This is a genomic window from Mycobacterium marinum, assembly GCF_003391395.1.
Taxonomy (GTDB): domain Bacteria; phylum Actinomycetota; class Actinomycetes; order Mycobacteriales; family Mycobacteriaceae; genus Mycobacterium; species Mycobacterium marinum.
This window is the reverse complement of record NZ_CP024190.1, coordinates 4624037-4647565: the sequence shown is the minus strand read 5'-3', so window position 1 is coordinate 4647565 and position 23529 is coordinate 4624037. Positions and strand designations below refer to the sequence as shown.

The following is a 23529-nucleotide window of genomic DNA, read 5'->3' as shown; positions in this document are numbered from 1 at the left end:
AGGACCAGATGACCGGAGACGCCCGCGGGGTGGTCGCCGAGCTGCTTGAGCTACGCGGTCAGCCGATTGCGTTGGTCCCGGCGACGGGGACGGTGACGGAGAAGCCGGGCGGTGGTAAGGATTACGGCCCGGGCGCGGCGCGGGCCGTGCAAACGTTCGCGGTGTTCATCGCTTCTGGTGCTGATGCCCGGCAGGATTCGTCGGCGGATCAGGGCACGACGCGGCAGGTGCCGTTCGACATGGTCGGCGCTTTCGATGCGGTCGTGGAGGTGGGGGATGCGTGGGAAGACGATGCCGCGAAGTACACGGTTGGCAGTGTCGACAATACGAAGCCGTATCAGGTGAAGGCTGTCGGGACAGCGTTTTTGAAGGTGACGGGGCACGGCATTGGCTAAGTCCTATGGCCGGCTGACTGAGCTGAATAGCGGTCTGGTGCGGTTGCGGGACAACGTGAAAGACGTGAAGTCGGACTATGAGCGGCTGCTGGATACCCAGATGGTTCTCACCTCCGTTGAGGGTGAGTCGTACATGAAAGATCATGCGCCGTGGCGGGATAGCACCGGCAACCGCAAGGATCGTGTTCCTGGGGAGACGAGGTCTGCGCTGCATACGACGACGAGCCTAAAGGGCGCCCACAAGGTCATCCGGTTTAGTCACGGTGTGGCGTGGGGGATTTGGCTGGAGATCAAGAACAACGGCAAGGACCAGATCATCATGCCGAGTGTGGCGGTGATGGCCAAGAGGCTGATGAAGAGCCTGCGCGGCTCGCTCAGTGAGCTTCGGAAGCGGGCATAGGCGCGGTGGCGCGTGCCGCGGTGTTGACGCTGCTGCGTAACGATGCGCCGTTGGTCGCTTTGGGTGGGTCTGGGTTTGTGGTGGTCCCGAACTTTGAGGCTGATCAGCGGCCGAATGATGCGGGCGCGTTTATTGTGATCGCTTGGGGTGTGACTGATTTCGAAGAGGCGATTCAGGACAATGGGCCCTGGCATTTTGACCTCTACATTCATTGGCCGGTTGCGTTGTCGACTGACTTTGTGCGGATCGATGACATGAATGATCGGATCGACGAGATCTTCAAGGCGGTTGAGGATGGCCCGCCTGTGGTCGGCGGGGATGGCCGGGCCCTGTATTACGTGGGGTTCGAGGGCCGTGGCCCGGACTTCAAAGACAGTGGCTATCAGACGATTTGCCGGAAGGCGTCGTATATGGCCTTGAGTAACAAGGTAACTGCGTGATTGTGCGCGACCAGAGAAAGGTGTCAGGGTGATGGCAGCAGGATCAGCAGGGCGTGGAACTCCACCGATCGAGGCTCCCGAGGGCGCGCAGACTGCGGTGTCCGACGAGGACAAGGCCAAGGCCGAGGCTGTGGTCAGCGCGTCGGCCAAGGACAAGTCGAGCGAGAGGTACGTGTTCTACACGGGCGCTCGTGAAGCGGTGCGTGCATCCAAAATCAAGGATCCCGTGAAGCGCGAGGCGCGGATCAAGTCGCCGGGTGTCGGATCGTTCTGCGAGGTCACCGCTACGCAGTGGTCGCAGGCTGGTATCAAGGCCACTCACGGCCATGTGTGGAAGTTGCAGAACGAGTTCCGGATTCCGGCGAGCCAGTTCACGCAGGAGCAGATCGACCACTTGCTGAGCACGCAGGGCAAGCGTTTCGAGCTGGTCGACGGTAACGGAAAGAAAGTCGCCCGATAGGGGCGAACGACAGCCTGTCGTGCATAGCGATAATCCCCGGGACATTCGGTGCCCGGGCGGCGCGCTGCACTTCAGAGTTGTCGACGGCTTTCTTGAAATCCGTTGCAACAACAAGACGTGCACGGAAGGCAATTCGGTCGTCGTTTACCACCACTACTCGCTGCCAGAACTTGAGTTGGTGCGCACTGTGAGGCTGCAAGACCCATTCGCGCGGAGGCCTCGGAGCCCAAGATATCGGAAGGAAACCCGTTAAATGGTTGCATCACTTGGACAACCCGACAGCAAGCCATATGGTCTACACCGGACCTGGATTACCCCCTACCTGGACGAAGACGGTTCGGTGCTGAGCAACACCAGCTACCGTCTTCCGCTGGCCCGTAAGCTGATGTTCGCCGAGAAAGAGGACACCGATACCCTCGACGGTGACGACAAGGCTGCGGTCGCGATCCAAGGCAAGGGTTGCTCGGTGGACGGCTCCATCGAGTCCGGCGGTCTGGATCTGATGACCATGTCGATTTTTACCGGCGCCCAGCTGGTCGAATCTGGTCTCGAGCCCAACCTGAAGCGCACGATGCGGAAGCGCGGTAGTGACCAGCGCCCGTACTGGCGGGTCGATGGCCAGGTGATCTCCAACAGCGGCGGTGACAATGTCGCCCGGATCTACCGCTGCAGGGCCAACGGCAAGATCCAGATCGACATGCAGTACGGCACCTTCATGACACCGGTCATCGACTTCAAGGGCACCCCTTTGCCGTTCGATGACTCCGACTACGCCTACGACATCGATTTCAACCAGACCAAGACCACGTTGGGGTCGACGCCGACGCCGAACCCGTTGCCGACGGTGAACAACTTGACGGTTGGGACGATCGCCGCGACGACGGTGGACTTGTTGTGGACCGACATTCCGATCGCCGACAGCTTCAAGGTGCAGCAGTCGCCCACCGGTGCCGGAACGTGGACCGATGTCACGGCGCTCAACGGCGGCGAGCCGACCGACCCGTCCACGACTGTCGAGGGACTGACTACGGCCACGGGCTACGACTTCCGGGTCGCCGCCGTGGTCAACGGGGTTGTCGGCGAATACAGCTCGCTGGTGACAGCCACCACCCTGTAGCCGCAACAGCATCAAGTACCGGAGCCCTAGGAGGCCGACATGTCCGACATGTCCACACCGATGCAAGCCCAGCAGCCCTACCAGGCGATCCCGACAGTCACGCCGGTCGCCAAGGCGTGCACACTGCCCCCGCCAGGGTGGGTGTGTTCGAGGGAGGATGGGCACGCGCCGCCGTGCGTGGCATCGCAGGACAGCACAGAGCCGCCGGCGCCGTCTCCTGAACAAGGGGCGGCGCCGGCGGCTCCCTCCGCGTCTGAACGTGCCCAGGAGCAGCTGAAGGCCGTCACCATCGACCAGGGCGCGCCGTATTGGCTACCGCGCAACATCGAAGCCGATCTAGACCTGCCCAGCGGCGGCCGTGTGCGTTACCGCAAGATCCGTGACGGCAGCGAACTCGAACTGGATCTTGTCGAGCTGCTGGACGGGTTCACCCCCGAAATGGTGGTATCAGCCCAAGGCGACGACCGGGTCGAGATGACCCGCGCGATCGCCAACAAAGAGAACCGTGCCAAGATTTTCGACCCGATCGACCGGGTTGTGGTCGCCGCGGTGGTGTGCCCGCGGATCGTCGCGTCGGGGCCCAGCACGGATCAGCAAATCAACGTCAAGGACGTCGACCTGACCGACCGGATAGTGATCTTCCAGGCTGCTTTTGGAGAGCAGCTCGCCAAGCTCAAAAGTGTACTCGGCGAACCGCAGGAGGGCCTACGAGATCTACAAGCAGGCCAAGGACCTCGGACAGAGGCCCAGTGATGTCGCATTTTTCGGCGATTCGGTTGGGCCGCTTTTCCTGCGCTACTTCGACCGCGGTATCTGGGCTTTCGGGGAGGACGTCGGCAGGCGCGTCAATGAGGCCGGCCGCAGCGAAAACCCGGTCCTGGCCCGGGCGCAGCGCGAGCTGGAATGGGAGCGCCTGATGGGGGATGGCTTGCCGACGACTGTTTTCGCCGAGCCGAGCCCCGCTGAAGACGATTCGGATGACTTCGATGAGGACGACGAAGTGCTGCTCGGCGACGAGGATGTTGTAGGTCTCGGCTAGATGCCCGACTACTACCTGGGACGCGCCCACGCCAATATCGAAATCGACTACAACGGCTCGGGCGCTGATGAGGCCGCCCGGGATCTTGACAGGGTAGCGAAATCGTCGGCCGAAGCCGATTCGTCGCTGACGAAAACCAGTCGCACGCTGAAGGATACCGACCGGGATTTCGATTCAGCCGGTAACTCGGCGCACGGCTACAGTGTGAGGCTCCATGAGGTCCGCGACGCCAGCGAGGATGTCGACCGGGCAGAGAAGGAACTTCACCGGACACTGCTGGACAGCAGGGCGTCGCTGGAGGATGTGCGGCGGGCCACCGAAGATCTTGACGAGGCTCACCGCCGGCATGCGCGGGCGACTGAGGCTGCCCGGGCGGCGCACCGGGCGCTGGCCAGTGAACTGACCGTTGGCCAGCGGGTAATGCGTGGCCTGGCTGATCTGGTCCCGAACATGGAAAGTCGGCTCACGCAGTTGGGGCGCGTGCAGCAGGACGTGTCGCAGAAGTCGAACACTTTGGCCAAAGGGTTGGGTGCGGCGGCCAGGGCGGTCGCCCTGTTGGGTCCGGAAGGTCGGGCTGCTGCGGGCGGGCTTGAGATTTTGTCGAAGGGCTTCGACAAAGCGGGTTCTTCGGCGTCGGCGGGCAGCAGCCATATCGCCGGATTCTTCAAGCAGATCGCCGGATTCGAGGCGGCGTTCGGCAAGATCGCGGGCGTATCGCTGGGTGTTCCGTCGCTGGGCGGTCTGGTGGGCCTGGGTGGGGCGTCGGTGTTGCAGGGCGTGGTCGATGTCGCTGACGCGGTGCGTCAGCTGTCGGGGGTGTTGGGGTTGCTGCCCGCGACGGTCGCCGGTGTCGGGTTCTCAATGGGCACGCTCAAGATCGCGTTGCACGGTGTCGGGGATGCCCTCAAGGACATGATGGCCGATGACCCCAAGAAGTTCCTTGAGGACATCGCGAATATGGGTCCGCTGGCGGCGCAGTCGATGCTGCAGGTCGCGCAGTTCCGGGACCAGTTCAAACTTGCGGGTGGGGCGATACAGGAGTCGTTTTTCGCTCAGGTCTCCGCGGATATTGTTCCGCTGATCCAGACTTGGCTGCCTGCATTGACGTCGTCGATGTCTCGGGTTGCGGGGATTTTCGGTACGTTCGCTGATCATCTGGCGAAGACGCTGATGACACCGCAGGCGATGCAGGTGTTTGAGACGTTCATCGACAACATCAGCGCCGGGCTGCAGTCGATGCTGCCGGCGATCACCCCGTTGGCGAATATCTTCGCGAAACTCACGGTCGAGGGGTCGTCGTTCTTCGCCGAGATCGGCGGCCACATCACTAACTTCTTGTCGGCGTTCGACCAGATGTTGTCGAAAGCTCACGCGTCCGGGGCGTTGCACGACTGGATTCAGACCGGCATCAACGCGTTTGGGCATCTTGTCGGCGCGGTGTCGCAGTTTGGGCAGGCGTTTTCGCAGATCATGACGGTCGCCGACAAGTTCGGTGGCGGCGGCCTGCTCGGCTTCCTGGACAAGCTCGGTACGCAGCTCAATGCGTGGACGCAAAGCTCCGAAGGCCAGCAGGCCATGTCGAGTTTCTTCTCCACGCTGCGTACGGCGACGGATGCGTTTCTGCCGATGCTGAAGCCGTTGACCGAGGGGCTGATGTCGATCGGTCAGGCGTTCGTGCAGTTGGGTGTCGCGACAGCACCGGCCTGGCAGACGTTCTTCAACACGTTCGCGTCGACGATGGCCGAGCTGGGACCGCACATTGCGGGAATCGCGCCGTCCATCAGCACATTCCTGGACAACCTCGCCGCGGCGATGATCAGGCTGACACAGACCCTTGGACCGCAGCTTCCGCAAATCTTCCAGGATCTGGCGAACGCATTTGTGGCGCTGCTGCCCCAAATCCCCCCGCTGGTACAGATATTCACACAGCTGATCGAGCACGTGGGCCCACAGTTGCCGAAGTTCTTCGGTGCTGTCACCGATCTGATCGAGCAACTCATTCCGCTGATGCCGACCATCATCGGCTTCATCCGCGACTTCGTCTCCGCAATCACGGTGTTGGTCGAGATCGGCGCCGGCGTCGAAAAGACGCTCAAGCAGATAATCGACGTCATCCTGACGGTGGGTAACGGGATCGCCGACTTCATCGGCGACCTGCCCAAGAACCTGTCGGGTATCGGCGATGCCATCGCTGGCTTCTTCAAAGACCTGCCGGGCAAGGCTCTGGATTGGGGCAAGAACCTGGTGCACGGCTTGATCCAGGGCATGCTGGACGCCACCGGTCTTAGTGGCCTGCGGAACGCCGCGAAGGGGATTGTCGACCGGATCGCATCGTGGTTCCAGAGCTCGCCAGCCAAGGAAGGCCCGTTCTCGGGCGCCGGATACACGCTGATCCGCGGCCAGAAGATGGTGCAGGACATGGCGGCCGGAATGATGGCTGCACAGCCTGCGATCGCTTCTGCTGCGGCGTCGACGGCGGCCGCGGCAAGCGGCGGGCTGGGCGGCGGCCGGGCACCGCTGCCCGGCGGGCTGGAAACTGCCGGCGGCGCCCTGCTTCCCGACAACATCGCAGGCGCCGACAACAGCATCCTCGACGCCTACCTGCGCCACCAGTTCCCCGACAATCGCGGGCTCAAGGGCTTGGCGAAGGATCTGGGCAACCTGCTTTCGGTGTTCCAGAACGGGTTCAACCTGGCCTACCAGCAGGGGTTGCAGCCGCTGATGCAGGTGATGGGGATGCTGCCCGGGGCCAACGCGCAGACGTGGCGCAAGATCCCGGCGGCACAGTTCGCGGCGCAGCAGCAGGCGGATCTGCAGCGGCAGGCGTTGCAGGACGCGAACAAGGGGCCGAGCTGGCGTGATGTGCTGGGCGCGGGCGCGGGCGCGTCCGGCGCGGGCGGGCAGCAGCAGACCCCGCTTGGGCTGTCGGCGAGCTCGAGTAAAGAGCAGATCCAGCAGGCCATCATTGCGGCCGGCCGGGCCCGCGGTCTCAGCGACGCCGACATTCAGACTGCGCTGGCGGTCGCGGCCGCCGAGAGCGGTTTCAACCCGACGATCTCCGGTGGTGTGCAGGGCAGCGCGGGTCTGGTGTCGGGCCTGTACCAGCAGTCGCCGAGTTCGGGCTGGGGGACTTTGGATCAGGTCAACGATCCGAACTATGCGATCAACGCGTTCTACAACGCATTCGTGAAGCAGCTGGAGAAGAATCCGACGAATCCGCTGCTGGCCGCGGTGCTCACCCAGAACCCGCAGCTGGGCGGCGGGGCGCAGGGCTCGGACTATTGGAATGCGGTCAGCAACAAGCTGGGGTTGGCCAGCCAGATCCTGCAGCAGTTCGGCCCCGGTGTGAAGGGCCCGTCTTGGCAGCAGGTCACTGGTGGCGGTGGTGTGCCGACCACGGGGATCGCGTTGCCGCCGGGAACGAAGGTCGGCCACGATGGTTCGATCTCGGTGCCGCCTGGTACGCCGCTGCCGAGTTCTGGGATCGGGCTCAACGCCGCGTCGCGGGCCGGCCAGGTTCCCAATGCCCCGAATGTTGAGGCCGGCATCAAGGCTATCGGCGGTCTGCCGACGCTGTACCCGACGAGCGGGCCCGGGGCGTATCAGGTGCCGGCGTGGGCGCAGCAGCTTGCCGCCGCGTTCGGGTTGACGGCATCGACGTATGCCAGCGGCGGCAGTCTGCACCAGATGGGTTTCGCGTTCGACTTCAACGGTCCCGCGGCCGGCAGGGAGGCTCTCGCACAGTTCATCTCGTCGAACCTCGCATCGCAGACGCTTCAGCTGATCTACCGCGGTTCGCGCGACTACGGCATCGCCAGCGGACAGACGGTAGGCCCGGGCTATTACGGCGGCGACCTACCGGGTCACACTGATCACGTTCACTGGGCGACGGATGTGCCGCCGGTGATGCTGACCTCCGACGGCAAGGTCATCCCCGTGCAGGGCGTGCTGCCGGGTGCCGGCGGGTTGGGTTCGTCGGCTGGCCGCACCAGCGGGGGACTGGTGCTGCCGTCGGGTAAGACGGTGGACCAGCTGCTGGACAGTAGCAACCTGTCGGCTAATGACCGGCTGCTGCAGTCCTTTCTGGCGGGCAACCCGGACCTTGCAGCCCAGATCGGCGCTGCCCGTACGCCGGGCGCATCTGATGCGACGGTGCTGCAGGCGTTGACCGGGATTGACACCACGATCTCTGGGTTGAAGGCGCAGGATGCGATTGGTAACGAGAACACGATCCGGGCGTTGCAGGCGACTCAGAGTCAGATTGCGCAGTCGACTGGGTTCGCCCAGGGGCCGACGTCATTCTCTCAGGGCTTGCAGGTTGCGCAGGCGCTCGGTGGTGGGGCGGCGAACGCGATCACCGGTGTGATCCAGGCGATTCAGGGTGGTTTGGATTCGCTTACGGCGACTCAAGACATCGCTGACCGGCTCGTTTACGGTGTGCGCAACACCGAGGACATCAACGCGATCGTCGATGACATGCAGAAGTACATCACGTTCGCCGCCCAGATCGCCTCGGCGACGGGCAGCATCCTGCAGTCGATCGGGTCGGTGATCTCGGTCGCCGGCCAGGGGGCGGCATCGGCCGGTTCGGGGCCGACGGGCGGTGACCCGGGCGCCGCGGTGGCCGCGGTCGGCCAGGCCTTCGAGCTGGCCGGCATGATCTCCCAGCTCGTGTCAGGCGCCCTGCAGGCCGTCAACGCCGCCATCGACTTCAGCCAGCAGGCCTACCATGTTGCCGGCACCTACTTTGGGCGGCTGCTGTCGAATCTGGTGGCCGGCCCCGGCGGCACACCGCTGATGGGTGACGTTCGATTCCTGCTCAACACCAACACCGGACAACTGCTGTCCTACAGCCGCGACAATCCCGGCAACCAGAACGCGCTCGCCGTACCCGGGCTCCTCAACGCCGCCTACGGGTACGGGGGCGGCAACCCCAACCCGCAAGTCAATCAGCAACTCAACGTCTATGCCGGGCCCGGCCAGCCGGCGGGGGAGATGCTTCGGGAGGTGGTGTGGATGGTCAACACGAGCGGCACCACAGGTGCACTAGCCCCGTCGAACTTCTGATGGTCACCCGCAACCTTCGCCCCTTCCAATACCAGCTGGGAGACCTGGTTTTCGGAGCCCACACCCAATACCCGGTGTTCGGGGTCAAACCGCAGTCCTACAACGTGAAGGACCAGGACTCCCAGGTTCCGCTGGCAGATGAGACCCGCATGGGCCAGGACACCCTGCAGGGGACGCCGATCACCTTCACGATCGGGGTGAAGGACAACGCCCCGGTCAGCTACATCGCCGGCATCCTTCCCGCCGATCTGGTGTTGAAGTCGTCGAGGCTGCTGACCGCGCTGCAGAAGGAATGGAAAGCCGACGATGTGCGTAAGCAGTGGGGCGAGCTCAAGCCGCTGATCTTCTGCGACGGATACGGGTCGACGCGCCGAATCTACGGCCGCCCAAGGAAATTCGACTACACCCGAAAGACACAGACGTCGCAGTTCCACAAGGTGACCGCCGAGTATGCGCGCATCGACACCCTGTCCTACGACGATACCGAGACGGTGGTGTCGCTGATCAACGACGCCGAGCCCGTCTACTACACGCGTGCTGGTGGGGACGCGCAAGCCTGGTACCGGATCCTGCTGTATGGGCCGATGCACAACCCGGTCATCGACGTCGGCGTCGACAACTTCATTTTCAACGGCGACATCTTGGCCGGGGACTTCGTCGAGATCAGCTCCTACCCGTGGCAGCGGCGCGTCATCAGCAATCACGGAATCAACTTGCGCACCAAGCTGATCGGCAACACCAAGTACCTGGACCAGCCGAAACTTCCGCCGAACACATCGATCCCAATGTCCTGGTCGGCCACCCTGACCGGCGTTGACAGCAAGTGCCTCGTGGTGTGGCGCGACGCCTACCACATCTTCTGAGGGAGCTGCACCTGATGAGCAAAGAACAAGTCGAAGCCGTATTGAAATCCCTTGAGGTAAAAGGGCTAATGCGCCAGACGTCTGAAGCACTCTGGGAACCTACCGATTTAGGCAGGCTGGTAGCCCACAACACAGGTGGTCGAAACTAATGCCGCTTTCTGATGCCGCCATGCTGGTCGGCGCCAACGCGATCCGCCTGGCCCTGGGCGGGGCGAAAGCCCACACCGATAACCCGGGCACCGGTGGGGCCGCCAACGCGTCCAGCGCAGCCATGGTCGTACCCGCATGGACGACGCCCGACGCGGACGGAGACTTCGACCTGGCCGCCAACCTCAACTTCTCCGGCGGAACACCCAACGGGCCATGCACATGGGTGTCGCTGTGGTCCAACACAACCGGATCCGGCATCTGGTACGGCAACTTCGAGCTATCCGGTGATCTCACCTTCGACGCCACCGGGTCCATCGCCATCACATCCCTCGCACTGAACGGATCCTCGAGCTAGCCGATGGCCACAGCCACAGCGTCCGGCACATACGGGTGGGCCGGCACCGCTGTCGCGGTGCGCCCCTCCCACGCATCCGCATCGGGAATCTTCGAATGGGCCGCCACCGCGGTGGCGCTGAGCCCCAAGACCGCCACCGCGTCCGGCGGCTTCGATTGGAGCCTGCGCCGGGCGACCGCCGACAACGGCGAATACATCATCGACCCGCCGCGCTGGCGTGTCATCGTGCAGGAAATCCGCAGCGGCCAGATCGTCATCCCCGACCTGACCGTCACCAACCTGGTCCACCAGCGCGCCCTGTCGGCGCCGGCCGACATCCAATGCGACGTCGACTTCCACGACGACTCAGTTGCCGGCGTCGTCTTCAAGCCGTGGGGCCACCTCATCCACATCGAACGGGTCATGCTCGGCAAGCGCCGCGTCTGGATCAGCGCGATCGTGCAGCCATCCGAGATCGACGAAAAGACCGGCATCCTGCACCTGAAAGCCAAAGGCTTCTCCTGCTACCCGAAGAAAACCCCGTGGCTTGAGGACATCAACTGGCTCGCCAACGATGTGTTCCGGCCGGTGGTCGCGATCTGGGACCACATCCAGCACGACTTCCCCAACGGTGACCTAGGCGTCGAAGTATTCCCGCAAACCTCCGGTGTGATCCAGCTGCCCGGGTACGCGTTCGACGGAGACCTGTTGAACCTCAACTTTTTCGCCACATTCATACGGGCGCAAGACAAGCTGGACTGCGGCGACTACATCGACGCCCTGGCGCGCGATACTCCATTCGACTACGCCGAACGCTCGCAGTGGAACGCAGCCCGCACCAATGTGGTCAAGAAGATCGAGCTCGGCTATCCCCGCCTTGGTCTGATCCAGACCAACCTGGCGTTCGTCATCAACGAGAACGTCCTATCGGCCAAGCCGCACATCGAAACCCAGATCGATTGGATCAGCGACGTCGGGGTGTCGGGCTGGTTCCCCGGCATGGAGGCCTCCTACGAGCTGGCCAACGCCGACCCGGACCGGCTACGCCGATACCTCGACGAGACAGACGGGTTCATCGACTCCAACGAACGCGCCGCGTCCTGGGCGCACAAGCGGTTGGCGCGCCGCCAGACCCCGGCGTATTGGGAAGAGATCACCGTCGACATGAACCATCCGAACGCCCCGTTCGGATCCTACGATGTCGGCGATACGATCACGGTATCCGGATTCATGCCCTGGGTCGGCGATATTGCGCTGGCGCACAAGATCATTGCGATCGGCATCGATGACACCAAAAACATCTGCAAGCTCACGCTCAAGGCAGAAGGCGCGTTCAACTACGATCCAATCTTCTTCCCCAGCGGTGTGTCCAACATCGTCGGCAACCCCGGCTTCGACTTCAACCTGACCGGCTGGACCGCCAGCGGCGGGGGATGGTCCCACGACGCCGGCCAGGGCGCGAACCGGCTCGGCTCGGCCACCGTCGTCGCCGACGGCGGCGACCACTACCTGATAACGCAGCCGTTCGGGCTCAGCCCATTCCAGATCTTCCCCGTGCGGGCGTCGGTGAAATGCTCCAACGCCGTCTCGTCCGGGGCCGCTGTGCAGGTGTTCGCCCAGTTCTACGACGATGACCTGACGCCGACCCAGGCGTTCATGGTGGGCAGCGTGAGCCCGCGCGGCATGGTGCCGTGGACCAGGCTGGGCGGCAAGCTGATCGCGATCCCGCCGAACACGCGCTGCGCGTTGGGCCTGTATGTCGGTGCCGGCATGACGGCCGGCCAGGTGTGGTTCGACGACGCGGAGATGGTGCTGTGAGCCCGCCCGGGTTCGGCGGCGCCCCCTACAGCTCGCCGCAGGAGCGGACGCTGACGTCGATCACCGACGGCCGCGAGCAGACGCCGAAGAGCGCCGAGGAAATCTCGCGGATGCTGCAGACGCAGCAGGCTCAGATCCGGTTCCTGGCCAGCAATCAGAAGCAGATGCAAAAGGGCATCAACGAGGCGACCCAGAACCCGATCCAGCAGTTGCAGCAGTTCATCTCCGATCTGGTCGTGTTGTTCGGCGGCGGCCAGCTGGCCCAGGGTGTGCTCGACTTCGGCGACCTGACCTACATCCTGCCCGCGCTGGGCGCACTGTTCGGGTTCGGTGACGGGCCGTTCCCCTTGAACTTGATCGCGGCGGCCGAGAAGTTCTTCTTCGGCTACGTGGTGCCCACGCAGGCATGGACCGACTTGTTGAACCATTTCATCGGCACGTGGCTTGAGGCGTTCGGTATCGACGAGAAGTTCGTCGCCGACGTCAAGGCTCTGGTCACCGCGGTGGGCGAGCTGTTCGACGGTGTTACCGGGCTGTTGCCGAACGTCAACGAGTTCTTCGGCGCGTTGGGTATCACCGCGGCCGGCTTGGGGCCGCTGGGTTTGGCGTTGGCGCCGATCATCAAGCTGTTCGAGGCGATCGACATCAAGAAGTTCGGCAACGCGGTCGAGTTCATCACCGACGCGATCGATCCGTGGATCGTGCAGTTGACGTCGATCATCAACTTCACCAACGCTGTGCTGCACATTTTGGGATCGGGCGAGGATGTCCTGAACTCCCCGCTGCCGCAGCTTACCGCCCCGTGGGCGAACCTGATCAAGTTCCTCGGCGGCATCAACTTCGCTATCGCGAACTTCAATCCTCTGGCCGCGGCGCAGCAGTTCATTGGGCGGCTGCTGATCCCGCTGGGCGGTATCAGCGAGGTGCAGCCGGACCTGCAGCTGGATTCGAGCTTCGACGAGTCGTCTTCGATCGCCGAGGATTCGCCGGCGTGGGCGCCGCAAGACTTGGATCCGCTGGTCGACTACCCGGAAGGCTGGCTGTGGGATCTGGTTGGGCGCAATGCGCCCGGCTCGGCCACCGTGGACTGCGACGGCGCCAATCATGCGCTGCTGGGCACCGAGATCCCTGTGGTGGAGGGGCAGACGTTCGCCCCCGAGTGCTGGCTGACGTGGTCGGGGGTGACCGCGGCGGGGTCAACGTTCAGGCTCCAGGTGATGACCGACGGCGGGTCGGCCACCGACATTGCGGCGGTGTCCTCGCCCGCGGCGTCGGCAGGCTGGACGCACCTGTCGGGCACCTACACCGTGCCGGCCGGGGTGGCGACAATCCGCACACGGCTTTACGTCAGCGGCAACGCCACCGCCGGCCAAGTGTGGTTCGACGACGCCCCGATACGCCGCACCAACCTGATGCAGAAAGGCTTCATCCAGGGACTCGTCGACGACTTGACCGAGTTGTTCGGCAACTTCGCGGCGATGATCGACGGCATCCTGGGGACCGGGCACACCTTCAGCGACCTGGTGACTTTCATCGCGTCCGGGCTGTCGCTGGCGGCTGAGGCGGCCGACAACTTCACCGCCCTTCTGTCGGGGCTGAGCCTGGCCAACATCACGTCTCTGGTTTCGTTCCTGGCCACCGCGAGCAGCAACGCTGTCGACGCGATTGGCGCTCTCGGCGATTTGGTGGCGAACGCGCTCCAGGTCGACGCAGCCGGGGTCGGCACGCTCATCGCCAGCTTGTTGACGATGCTCACCCAGATCAGCGACATCTTCAACGGGTCGGTTGTGACACCGGTAAACACTGTGGTGCAACAGATCAAAGACTGGTGGGCGGCGACAGGCGCAGTTCTACCGGCTGCGATCACTAATGCTGGTGCTGCTGTTGGGGATATCGCCGACATCATCAGCAATGCTGCTCAGTCGACGGCGGCGCAGGTGGGTGCCGCGCTTGCCGGTGCGGTGGACGGTATCGACGATGTGGTCAACAACGCACTCAACGACGCGGGCGTGGTGGCCACAGCCTTCGGGATGGCCGTGCAGGGCGCGTGGAACACGATCGTCAACGCCTGGATACCCGGCTTCGGGGCTACCGCGGCGACGCCGGCAACAGTGGCTACCGCCGCCGCGAACTCCGCAAGTACCGTGGGCCAGCATTCGGCCGACATCTCGGCCATCCAAGCCGCATTAGCCTCGGCGAATAGTGGCTCTGTGGGGGATTTGAATGCGGCAGTAGAGATCGACCCCAATGGCTCACTTCCGAGTGAATTCGATGATGATGGCACCATTGTCATTGGTGGTACAACATATGCAATAGCAGAATATAATGCCGCCGAAACCCCCACAGATGAACAAATTGTAACAATTATTCCGAGTAACATCAGCGCTCACTTGTTATTGCGAAAGGGGGGAGACTCCTTCGTTTTTGCTCAGGTGGCCGCGAACGGATGTACAATTTATGCCATTGTATCTGGTGTAGCTACCGTTATTGGTAGCGCCAGTTGGCCAATCTACTTTCTGCCAGGCCGATCGGTATCGGTCGCAGTTGGACCTGATGACTACAATTTCAAAGTATCGGTTAATGGGATTTTGAAGGGCACTATTACTGATTCAGTTCCGGTATCGCAGAAAGGCTCAGATTACCGGTCCATCGGGTATTCGGAATTTGACGATGATCCACCCCTCGACATCGGTCTTCCGGGAAGATATACGCAATGGGGTGTATATGGCCCGGGTGTCGTGCCCGGTGGCTGGGCACTGTTACCCGATAATCCAAATACCTCTGCGGAGCAGTATTGGCCAACTGACACACCCTTGATTCTGCGGGGTAACCCCGATCTGGAATGGGAGCGTCGCGGTCCAATACACCGCTGGATAGCCCCGCCTTATCCGGGCTGGACGCCAGTTAACCAAGGATCAGCAAGCCTAACTCTGGACAACGACTCGCTACTGATTGAGACGCCAAGCTCCAGTGGAGACGACACCCAGCTACACGCGTTTGTGCGATCAATGGCGAACACAAGCAATTATTCTATCGAGTCATATCTTGAGGTAACGCCACCGGCAGTTGCGGATTTCTGGCATTGCGGCATGCTGCTACGAAACTCATCAACCGGATACATTCTTATGATGTCTGTGGTACAAAGTTCTGGCGTATCTACAATTGGTTCTTATATAGGTGTCGCGCATTGGAATGGGTACACGACCAGCGGGGCGGCTGCGTATATTAACCAGAGTTTGAATTTCTGGCCAGAGTTCCCGCATTTCATGCGGTTCCGCGAGGACGGGACAGACCGGTACTTCGAAGTGTCGATAAATGGCGTCGATTGGCGATCGATATGGCTTCAGACGCGATCCACCCACACCATTCCAGACCAGTACGGATTCTTTGTTCGGCAGAACACCGGCTGGTCTCAACCATTATCTCTACGAGTCAGGTCTATCAATGAGTACTGACAGGGAAGTCGTCGCATGGGCATGATCGATGTAACCCGAATAACTCCTCGCGAATACCGTGCTATCCAAGTTATCGATGCCAACGCCGCCGAGGTGATGGGGCTCGCGAAGACGCTCAAGGAAACCGGCAGATTTAACGCTGACGCTCAGCTCATAGATCTAGACGGTGGAGGGGCGGGCTGGCGCGTGTTTCTGCGTACGCCCAAGGGCAACGCCGACATTGTGGCCAATCCCGGCTACTGGATCGTGTTCTCCGACGACCTGCAGGACGTGCAAGTCCTCACTGGGCCCGAAGCGGTCGCGGCTTGGCACCAGGAGGTTCCCCTGCAGTGGGAATCGTTGGTCACAGTCAGGGCGAGCGCGGACGGGACGGCTGAAATCTCGGTGGCTCAGCCGACATCGATAAACGGCCCCTTCATTTTCGCGGTCACGATCGATGGCCAACCTGTCGAAAGTGAACCCGCCGTGGCGCTGGTCAAATCGCCCGGTCCGAAGGTTGAAGGCATGATCATCGGGGCCAGTGTCACCCACACCGCTACTGGCTTAGAGCCCACTAGCGAACACACCGCGGTCGTCAAAGTCACAGACGGCTACGGGAATTCCGCCAGCAGCGATCCGGTGACGTTCACGATGCCCGAACCTCCAGATCCCGATCCTCCCGCTGAGCAGGATCCGGGCAATGGATAGCCGCCAAGCCGTGCATGCGTGGACTGGCGTGAGATGAGCATTGCGCGGCGCGCCGGCCCACCCGAGGCGCGCTGCATCATCTGTGGCTGCCCAGGCGGCGACCACATCCCACTCAGGTATCCGCTGCGCGCCTGGCTCCTGCACATGCTGCCCGCGCGCCTCTGCAGGGTTCTGCGGCCGCGACGGCGATGAAACTCACTGTCGCCGAATTCCTGCTCATGACGGGATTCGTCGGAACAGCGCTGCTCGCAATCGGATTCATCATCGGCGAAATCGCCGCCAAAATCCACCACGACCACAAGAAGGGGCGCTGATAGATGGGTGTCATTCCGTTCCCTAGTCCTCAGTCGGAACCCAAGTCAACGCCCGACGTTGCGACTCAGGGCGCGTCCGTCGTCGACGCGCTGATCCGCTCACCGCTCGGCGAAAAGACCGTTGGGGAGGCTTTCGCCGGCCTCGCACAGATGCGCATCAAAGACGTTCTGCGCGAGGTCTTCACTGTGGACGACGAGGCGAACTGATGAGTTACGGCCTGCCCACCGGAACCAACATCAACTACGGGCAGCCAGGATTCCCCGACTGGGTCTACCAGCTGGGAGCAGCCTTCAACCTCCGCGCCTCCACCTATCCGGGGCACCAGGAATCAGACCGCGTCGAAGCCGGGTACGCACGCAACCCCAATCGCCAGAACCGGGGTATCGACTGGGCCGGGGCAGTGCCGGACATGGACCGCTTCGCCGAATATCTGCTCTCCACGCGCGGCTCATTGGAGCAGGTGATCTGGCAGAACCCCGCCACCGGAGCCCGCATCGGCGTCGCAGGCGGCAAAGACGTCACCCAGACCGCCTACTACGCCGCCGACTACTCCGGCCACACCGACCACGTCCACACCCGACAGAGCGAGGCCATCCCCATGCCCGATGCACCGCCGAAAGACACGCTATTTGCCGACGTCTCCGAATGGCAAGTGCCCGTGGACGACTCCTACCCATACCCGGTGTTGTCGATCCGCGTCAGCGACGGCTCGTACCAAGATCGCAACTTCGCCCGGAACTACACGTGGATGCGCGCCGCGCTGAACTCCGGGAAGCTGACATTCGGAATCGTCTACACCTACGTTCGCCCCCAGACCTGGCAGTCGAACGCCGCCACCGTCAAGCAAATGATCGACGCTGCGGGCGGCCTGCACCCCCGCGTCGCGCTCATGCTCGACATCGAGAGCGGGGGCAACCCGCCCGGCGATCAGTCTGGCGGCATCAACGCCCTCTACTCCGCGTTGGCCGACTACACCGGCGACCCAGCCCGAATCATCGGATACGGCAACGTGAGCGACCTCAACGGCATGTGGCGCACCAAACCGCCCGGCATCCGACTCATTGTCGCCGGATACGGCCGACTCCCCACGTATCCGGGAATGGTCGCCCACCAGTACACCGACGGCCAGGGCTACGGCGGTGGGCTCCCTGAAGGATGCCCCCCGTTCGGCAACTGCGACATGAACGCCGCCAACGGCCTCACACCAGCGGAATTCGCCGCTGCCTGCGGAATCAGTGGTGACCTGCAGCCCGAACCGGACCCGGAGCCCGGCCCGCCCCCGGCCGGACCCGTCCCCGTCGGACCCGCCGACGACCAACTCACCCTGCGCTGGCCATGCCTCGGCGACCAAACCCTCGTCGAAGCCGTCGCCGAGATCCGCGACGCCGTACTGGGCACCAACGACCGGAAGCGAGGCTGGTAATGCTCACCTGGCTCATCGTCATTCCCGGCTTTCTCAAAGGGCTGCGCTGATGGTCCGCCACCTGGCCCTGGTCTACCGCGGCACCGGCGGCATCATCGGCGAGGATTACGTGTCCCGCGTCTGCCAGCCCCTCGCCGACCTTGTGCAGGAAGAGAACCCGCCCTGGGCCGCCACCATGGGCGGGCTTCCCGTCGCGGCCGCCGGAGCCCCCAGCGACCCGTCGATGAACAAGGGCGCCGCCGACGCCCTGACAGCCAGCATCCCCATGATCGAGCGCGCCATCAGCGAGAACCCGCAGCGACGCATCATCATCGGCGGATACAGTGCAGGCGCCTACGTGGCCGCCCTGGTGCGCCGCTACGTCCAGCAACGCCACCCCGATAACTACCTGTGCTCGTTCAGCCTCGGAGACCCCACCCGGCCACCCGGAGGCGCCTACTACCCGTTCGACGCCTCGGTGCAGCCCGGCGGGCAAGGCATCGGTTCCTGGCACTACGGCGACGTCACCGACCCGCGGCATTGCTGGCTGTCGAATCACACCGCGCCACCGAACCTGGGGCCGGACATGTACGCGATCACTCCGCTCGGCGTCACCGGTGAGATCATGCAGGCCGCCTACGACATGGTCACCGACTTCAGCTTCTCCGACATTCTCACCGCCACTCGAGCGATCGTGCAGGCCGTCCCCAAGATCGCCGAAGACATGGGCATCGACGTGCCCGACGTCCTGGCCGCGCTCGCCGGCGGAATCCCCGGCTTGGCCGGCTACGGTATCCCGCTGCTGGTCGGCGCGCTGTCCGGGCTGATCGGATTCGGCAACAACGACACCCTCACCGGCACCGCGGCCGGGGCCGCCGCCGCCCGCATCGGACTCACCTTCCTGGCCGCCGGGACCGGCCCGCACATCCGCTACGAAGTCGACGAAGTCTGGCCCGGCCAAACCTACCTCGGCCTCGCGATCCAACACGTCCGCTACTGGGCCAGCACTGTGCAGCCCGACGCCGCGTAGTGCCCATTTCAGATGTGAACCGACCTTCAGTGTTTTCGGGTCGCTGACCTCTACACGGAAAGGCAGTGCCGCGTTATGCCGAAAAGCATCTTCACCAAGATCTTCTGGAAGGACACCATTGACCGCGCGGTCGCCGCCGGCGGCGCGGCGGCTGTAGCCGCATGGACCCTGGGCGCATTCAACGTCGTCCCCTCGGTCCCCGGATACGCAGTCCCCATCGCCTTCGCCTGCGGGGCCGGCCAGGACATTTTGCGATCACTCGCTTCATTGCGCGTAGACAACGGCACCGCCAGCCCATTGGCCGATGTTGTGGCCGCCGACCGCACCACCCAGCCGCGATGAACTGGCAAGAGCTGGCGCCCACGATCATCACGTGTGCCGGCGTCGTCCTCGCCGCGGCCGTCGGCGGCTGGTTCGGGCACCTCACAGCGAAGAAGAACGCCGAGAGCACCAACCGGGACGCCTTCACACGTGCGTACGAGGCGGCCAGCCTGAACTGGGCCCGCTACACCGATGCCGTGCAGAAGTGGTGCGAGAGTCAGTCCGTTGAGCTGAGCAAGCTCTCGGAGCGCCAAGAGAAGACCGATCTGGCTTTGCAAGCCGAGATTCTGGCGCGCCACAAGGCGGAGCGACTGTATGCCGTCGCCATCATCTATCTGCGACGCATCGCGAGCTGGTTCGCCGAGCACTGGCCAGGCGAGGAAATGCCACCTCCGCCACCGGAACTCGAACCAGACCTAGATCCATAAGGGGGAGGGCCGTGTGGTGAAGCTGCGTCCGTCCGACTGCTTCTGGATCGTCGTTCCGATCATCGCGGTTGTCTACAACGTGTTCCTGGCCGAAGAAGGCGACACGTTGTCGGAGGCTTGGGACCGATACCTGAAACGTTGGCCCTGGCTCAAGCATGTGATCCGTGTGGTTTCAAAGCACCTGGCGAATGAACTGGATCCGCGTGCTGATCCGATTGGCATCGGATTCGTGTTGATTCGCATGCTGTTTAGACGTAGCGGCGCTGTGACTGTGCTCGTCGTCGATGACTAGGTAACACCAAAGGTTCAGCCGTCCCCGGCTGTCTCGTCGAGCTACGCCCGTGGCTCCGAGACAGTCGGGGCTTTTTGTCTGTCGGCCAACGGGCACTACACGTACTGCCCGTTGATGCCCGTCATGCCCACGGATCCGAAGATGTCTGGGAGTAGCGGAAGGCCGCCCTTGTGCCCACCGATACTGCCGTTACCTGGGAGTGTGTTGACGAAGCCCGCGTTCGCATCCCCGCCGTTGCCGCCGGCGCCGCCGGAACCGAACATTGTGGCCGGCCCGCCCCAGCCTCCCCACCCGCCGCGGCCGTTGTCTATGCCGGCGAATCCGCCGGTGCCGCCGGCGCCGCCGTCGCCGATCAGCCAACCGCCGGCGCCGCCCATTCCGCCGGCACCGCCCCGGTAGAGGTTGCCCAATATGAGCCCGGCCGGGCCGCCGTTGCCGCCGGCGCCGCCGTTGCCGATCATTCCGCCCATTCCGCCGGCCCCGCCGGCTATGCCGACCGCTGTGCTGTCGCCGCCGCGGCCGCCGTTGCCGTACAGGATCCCGCCGGCGCCGCCCGCGGTTCCCACGCCTTGCGCGTTGGTGATGCCATCGGCGCCGTCGCCGATCAGGGGGCGTCCGAGGATGGCCTGGAATGGGGAGTTGATCGCGCTGAGAAGCGGGTTCGCGTTGGCTGCTTCGGCGGTGGCATAGGCGCCCGCGTTAGAGGTCAGTGCCTGGACGAACTGGGTGTGAAACTCGGCCGCCTGGGCGCTCAGTGCCTGATAGCCCTGGCCGTACTCGGAGAACAGGGCTGCGACCGCTGTCGACACTTCGTCCTTGGCCGCGGCGAGAACGCCCGTCATCGGTGTTGCCGCGGCGGCGTTGGCTTGGGCGACTACCGAGCCGATGTCTGCCAGATCTGAGGCGGCAGCTTCGAGAAGATCCGGGGCAGTGGTCAGAAAGGACATCGACCGTTCCTCTTTCGTTAGGAGCTTGGGCAGGCGGCGCGGTAGTCGGTGCACTGGCCGGGGGTTGGCTGCTGGGTTACCGGGGTGTAGCCGTGGGGGCCCCACATGCCGGGCCGGCCGTCTACGGGGGACCAGTTGGTGCCGTTCTGCTGCACCCAGGGCGGGACACCGGAGCACGGGTCATACCAATTGGGGGACTGGTAGAGGCAGCCGGGTGGGGGAGCGGCCTGGGCGGGCGGCGCTGCAGCGACGAGCACCACGAACGCCGCAGCAATGGATAGGCGTATCACTCTTACCCCTCTCACCCTCTAATAGAGAACGTAAATCCGCAGTGCTCGCAGTCGAGGCGGAATGCTTGAATAGCAACTATCGGCGCCGGGCCTGGAATCGTCACGGTTCCGCCTTTGCGGAGCGTCCACTCGTGGCCTTCGGCGCGCGTGCAGGGCGGCAGGTCTTCCACACAGTTCTCGACGCCAGCGTCAAGGACTGCTTGAAGCGCGACTCGTATGCCATCGGTTATCACTGTGGCCTACCGGTTCTGAATTGCCGTGTTGGCCATTGGGTGACGACATGCCACGGAGCCGGGTTGTTCGGCCGCACCGCGTGGGGGAGTTGCGGCGACAGTAGCTGTTCTGCCGACCAGATGTCTGGCTGCCATGCTGTGCGGCGCATCTGCTCGGCCGCATCCCGGACGGCAGGTGTCTGCTGGTTGCGGGTCTCCGCCCGGTAGTCCCAGTCGGCGCGGGCGGCCAGCGCCTGCCGGCGCCGCCACTCGCGATCCGCCGCGTAAGCGAGCGCGGCCGCCGCGATCAAGGGGATGAACACCCACGGGTAGGCGCCGATCGCGCCGAGTGTGAACAACACCGTGGGCATGCCGAGCATCACCGCGGCGGTTGGATGCCGATCCGCCCAACTCCCATGCGAGCAAGAAGTTTCCAGCCCGCATCGTGGGCATGTGCACGGCGCGGCCAGTACTTCGCTGGTCTGCGCGTGGGTACTGGCTGTCGCCATACTGGCAGATGGTACGCGCAATCGCGCGCGATGTGTACAGTTCTGTGTACAACAACGCGCGCGAAAACGCTCCTAGCTGTGCGCCGTCAGGGTTTCGAACCCCGGACCCGCTGATTAAGAGTCAGCTGCTCTACCAACTGAGCTAACGGCGCATCGGTCTGGCAAGACCGCGTTGCGACAATAACAGGCATCCCGGCGCAGAGGGAAATCTCCGGATCACACGGGGTGCAGTGCGATACTGGACCGCAGGAACGGAGCCTCATTCGCCGAGCTGGCGGTGATGAGGCAGTACAATGCTAGTAACAATCCGAGGTCAGCGGTGACCAAAGTAAGCGTGAGTATCTGGAAGGTCACTTGATGGCGCCTTTGAGCAGACGTCGATCGTGGCTGGCTGCGATCCTGATCCCGGTTGCTGTGCTGACCGTCGCCTGCGGCGGCAGCAGTGCTACCCCCACCGCGACCAAGGTGATCGAGAACAAGGGCACCCCGTTTGCCGACCTGTTGGTGCCCAAGCTCACCGCATCGGTGACCGACGGGGCCGTCGGGGTCACCGTGGACGCACCGGTCACCGTGAGCGTCTCCGACGGTGTGTTGGCCGCGGTCACCATGGTCAACGAGAGCGGCAAGTCCATCAGCGGGAAACTCAGCTCCGACGGACTGCACTGGTCGACTGACGAGCCGCTCGGATATAACCGGCGCTATACGCTCAACGCCAAGGCGCTTGGCCTGGGCGGTGCCGCGACCCGCCAGATGACGTTCCAGACCAGTTCGCCGGCCCATCTGACGATGCCGTACGTGAGTCCCGCCGACGGTGAGGTTGTCGGCGTCGGTGAGCCGGTCGCGATCCGGTTCGACGAGAACATCGCCAACCGCCTGGCTGCCGAGAAGGCCATCAAGATCACCACCAAACCGGCCGTCGAGGGCGCCTTCTACTGGCTCAACAACCGCGAGGTGCGTTGGCGCCCAGAGCACTTCTGGAAGTCGGGGACCAGCGTTGATGTCGCGGTGAACACCTACGGTGTCGATCTGGGCGAGGGCATGTTCGGCGAGGACAACGTCAAGACGCACTTCACCATCGGCGACGAGGTGATTGCGACCGCCGACGACAACACGAAGATGCTGACCATCCGGGTCAACGGCGAGGTGGTCAAGACCATGCCGACCTCGATGGGCAAGGACAGCACCCCGACCGCCAACGGCATCTACATCGTGGGCGCGCGGTTCAAGCACATCATCATGGACTCTTCGACCTACGGCGTACCGGTCAACTCACCCAATGGGTACCGCACCGATGTCAATTGGGCCACGCAGCTGTCCTATAGCGGTGTCTATGTGCACTCCGCGCCGTGGTCGGTCGGTGCCCAGGGCCACACGAACACCAGCCACGGGTGTCTGAATGTGAGCCCCAGCAACGCGGAGTGGTTCTATGACCACATCAAGACCGGCGACGTCGTCGAGGTCGTCAACACCGTGGGAGGCACGCTGCCCGGCACCGAGGGGCTTGGCGACTGGAACATTCCCTGGGAGCAGTGGCGCGCCGGCAACGCCAACGCGTAAC

At 63.6% G+C, this 23529-nt stretch carries 23 protein-coding genes, 1 tRNA gene and 1 pseudogene; 21 read left to right on the top strand and 4 right to left on the bottom strand.

The features are described from left to right. Positions 1-8: 8 nt before the first annotated feature. From CCUG20998_RS19225 to CCUG20998_RS19135, 20 genes are all read left to right on the top strand, one after another. Positions 9-395 carry a hypothetical protein gene (locus tag CCUG20998_RS19225; RefSeq protein ID WP_142399635.1) on the top strand — a complete coding sequence of 129 codons (387 nt, stop codon included), beginning with the start codon at positions 9-11 and terminating at the stop codon, positions 393-395. Further along, positions 388-795 carry a hypothetical protein gene (locus tag CCUG20998_RS19220; protein WP_103653814.1) on the top strand — a complete coding sequence of 136 codons (408 nt, stop codon included), beginning with the start codon at positions 388-390 and terminating at the stop codon, positions 793-795. Before CCUG20998_RS19225 ends, CCUG20998_RS19220 begins: the two co-directional genes overlap by 8 nt. A gap of 20 nt (positions 796-815) precedes the next feature. Continuing rightward, positions 816-1235, top strand: coding sequence for a hypothetical protein (locus CCUG20998_RS19215; protein WP_142399636.1), 420 nt, complete (start codon positions 816-818; stop codon positions 1233-1235). A gap of 31 nt (positions 1236-1266) precedes the next feature. Beyond that, entirely contained in the window at positions 1267-1695 is a 429-nt protein-coding gene (locus tag CCUG20998_RS19210) for a hypothetical protein (protein ID WP_142399637.1), read from the top strand. A 253-nt stretch (positions 1696-1948) separates the two neighbouring features. Continuing rightward, positions 1949-2812, top strand: coding sequence for a fibronectin type III domain-containing protein (locus CCUG20998_RS19205; RefSeq protein ID WP_103653816.1), 864 nt, complete (start codon positions 1949-1951; stop codon positions 2810-2812). A 39-nt stretch (positions 2813-2851) separates the two neighbouring features. Further along, positions 2852-3565: a DUF7391 family protein gene (locus CCUG20998_RS19200; protein ID WP_142399638.1), complete on the top strand. Its 714-nt coding sequence runs from the start codon at positions 2852-2854 to the stop codon at positions 3563-3565. Further along, positions 3492-3851, top strand: a complete 360-nt coding sequence (locus tag CCUG20998_RS19195; RefSeq protein ID WP_103653818.1) for a hypothetical protein — start codon at positions 3492-3494, stop codon at positions 3849-3851. The genes CCUG20998_RS19200 and CCUG20998_RS19195 overlap by 74 nt, the downstream gene beginning before the upstream one ends. Continuing rightward, on the top strand, positions 3852-8918 hold the full coding sequence (locus tag CCUG20998_RS19190) for a phage tail protein (RefSeq protein WP_103653819.1): 5067 nt from the start codon (positions 3852-3854) through the stop codon (positions 8916-8918). Continuing rightward, a complete protein-coding gene (locus CCUG20998_RS19185; protein ID WP_103653820.1) occupies positions 8918-9781 on the top strand; it encodes a hypothetical protein in 864 nt (287 codons plus the stop codon). The genes CCUG20998_RS19190 and CCUG20998_RS19185 overlap by 1 nt, the downstream gene beginning before the upstream one ends. A gap of 148 nt (positions 9782-9929) precedes the next feature. Continuing rightward, positions 9930-10286 (top strand): hypothetical protein, encoded by a 357-nt coding sequence (locus tag CCUG20998_RS19180; RefSeq protein ID WP_012395482.1) that lies wholly within the window; start codon positions 9930-9932, stop codon positions 10284-10286. Positions 10287-10289: 3 nt separating this feature from the next. Continuing rightward, complete coding sequence (locus CCUG20998_RS19175) at positions 10290-12083, top strand: hypothetical protein (RefSeq protein ID WP_103653821.1); 1794 nt, start codon at positions 10290-10292, stop codon at positions 12081-12083. After that, entirely contained in the window at positions 12080-15538 is a 3459-nt protein-coding gene (locus tag CCUG20998_RS19170; protein WP_103653822.1) for a DUF7257 domain-containing protein, read from the top strand. The genes CCUG20998_RS19175 and CCUG20998_RS19170 overlap by 4 nt, the downstream gene beginning before the upstream one ends. A 15-nt stretch (positions 15539-15553) precedes the next feature. After that, a complete protein-coding gene (locus tag CCUG20998_RS19165; protein WP_103653823.1) occupies positions 15554-16225 on the top strand; it encodes a hypothetical protein in 672 nt (223 codons plus the stop codon). A 188-nt stretch (positions 16226-16413) separates the two neighbouring features. Further along, entirely contained in the window at positions 16414-16539 is a 126-nt protein-coding gene (locus CCUG20998_RS29005; RefSeq protein ID WP_258036778.1) for a hypothetical protein, read from the top strand. Positions 16540-16542: 3 nt separating this feature from the next. Then, positions 16543-16746, top strand: a complete 204-nt coding sequence (locus CCUG20998_RS19160) for a hypothetical protein (protein WP_103653824.1) — start codon at positions 16543-16545, stop codon at positions 16744-16746. Then, the gene (locus tag CCUG20998_RS19155) at positions 16746-17963 is read left to right on the top strand and encodes a glycoside hydrolase family 25 domain-containing protein (RefSeq protein ID WP_373145058.1); all 1218 of its coding nucleotides are present in this window, start codon (positions 16746-16748) and stop codon (positions 17961-17963) included. Before CCUG20998_RS19160 ends, CCUG20998_RS19155 begins: the two co-directional genes overlap by 1 nt. A gap of 49 nt (positions 17964-18012) precedes the next feature. Continuing rightward, a complete protein-coding gene (locus CCUG20998_RS19150; protein WP_103653825.1) occupies positions 18013-18972 on the top strand; it encodes a hypothetical protein in 960 nt (319 codons plus the stop codon). A gap of 75 nt (positions 18973-19047) precedes the next feature. After that, complete coding sequence (locus CCUG20998_RS19145) at positions 19048-19314, top strand: holin (protein WP_041324821.1); 267 nt, start codon at positions 19048-19050, stop codon at positions 19312-19314. After that, positions 19311-19721 (top strand): hypothetical protein, encoded by a 411-nt coding sequence (locus CCUG20998_RS19140; protein WP_012395475.1) that lies wholly within the window; start codon positions 19311-19313, stop codon positions 19719-19721. Before CCUG20998_RS19145 ends, CCUG20998_RS19140 begins: the two co-directional genes overlap by 4 nt. A gap of 13 nt (positions 19722-19734) precedes the next feature. Then, positions 19735-20013, top strand: coding sequence for a DUF7427 family protein (locus tag CCUG20998_RS19135; RefSeq protein ID WP_049785248.1), 279 nt, complete (start codon positions 19735-19737; stop codon positions 20011-20013). Positions 20014-20279: 266 nt separating this feature from the next. Here CCUG20998_RS19135 and CCUG20998_RS29090 read toward each other — a convergent pair. The 4 genes and pseudogenes from CCUG20998_RS29090 to CCUG20998_RS19120 all read right to left on the bottom strand — a co-directional run. Next, a pseudogene (locus CCUG20998_RS29090) lies at positions 20280-20960 on the bottom strand (PE family protein); the annotation flags it as partial. 17 nt (positions 20961-20977) lie between these two features. Next, complete coding sequence (locus tag CCUG20998_RS27535) at positions 20978-21250, bottom strand: hypothetical protein (RefSeq protein WP_142399640.1); 273 nt, start codon at positions 21248-21250, stop codon at positions 20978-20980. 229 nt (positions 21251-21479) lie between these two features. Beyond that, positions 21480-21971, bottom strand: coding sequence for a hypothetical protein (locus tag CCUG20998_RS19125; RefSeq protein ID WP_142399641.1), 492 nt, complete (start codon positions 21969-21971; stop codon positions 21480-21482). Positions 21972-22050: 79 nt separating this feature from the next. Then, a tRNA-Lys gene (locus CCUG20998_RS19120) sits at positions 22051-22123 on the bottom strand. Between the two features lie 205 nt (positions 22124-22328). On the opposite strand from CCUG20998_RS19120, the gene CCUG20998_RS19115 reads away from it, so the two are divergent. After that, positions 22329-23528 (top strand): L,D-transpeptidase, encoded by a 1200-nt coding sequence (locus CCUG20998_RS19115; protein WP_020730169.1) that lies wholly within the window; start codon positions 22329-22331, stop codon positions 23526-23528. Position 23529 lies beyond the last annotated feature (1 nt).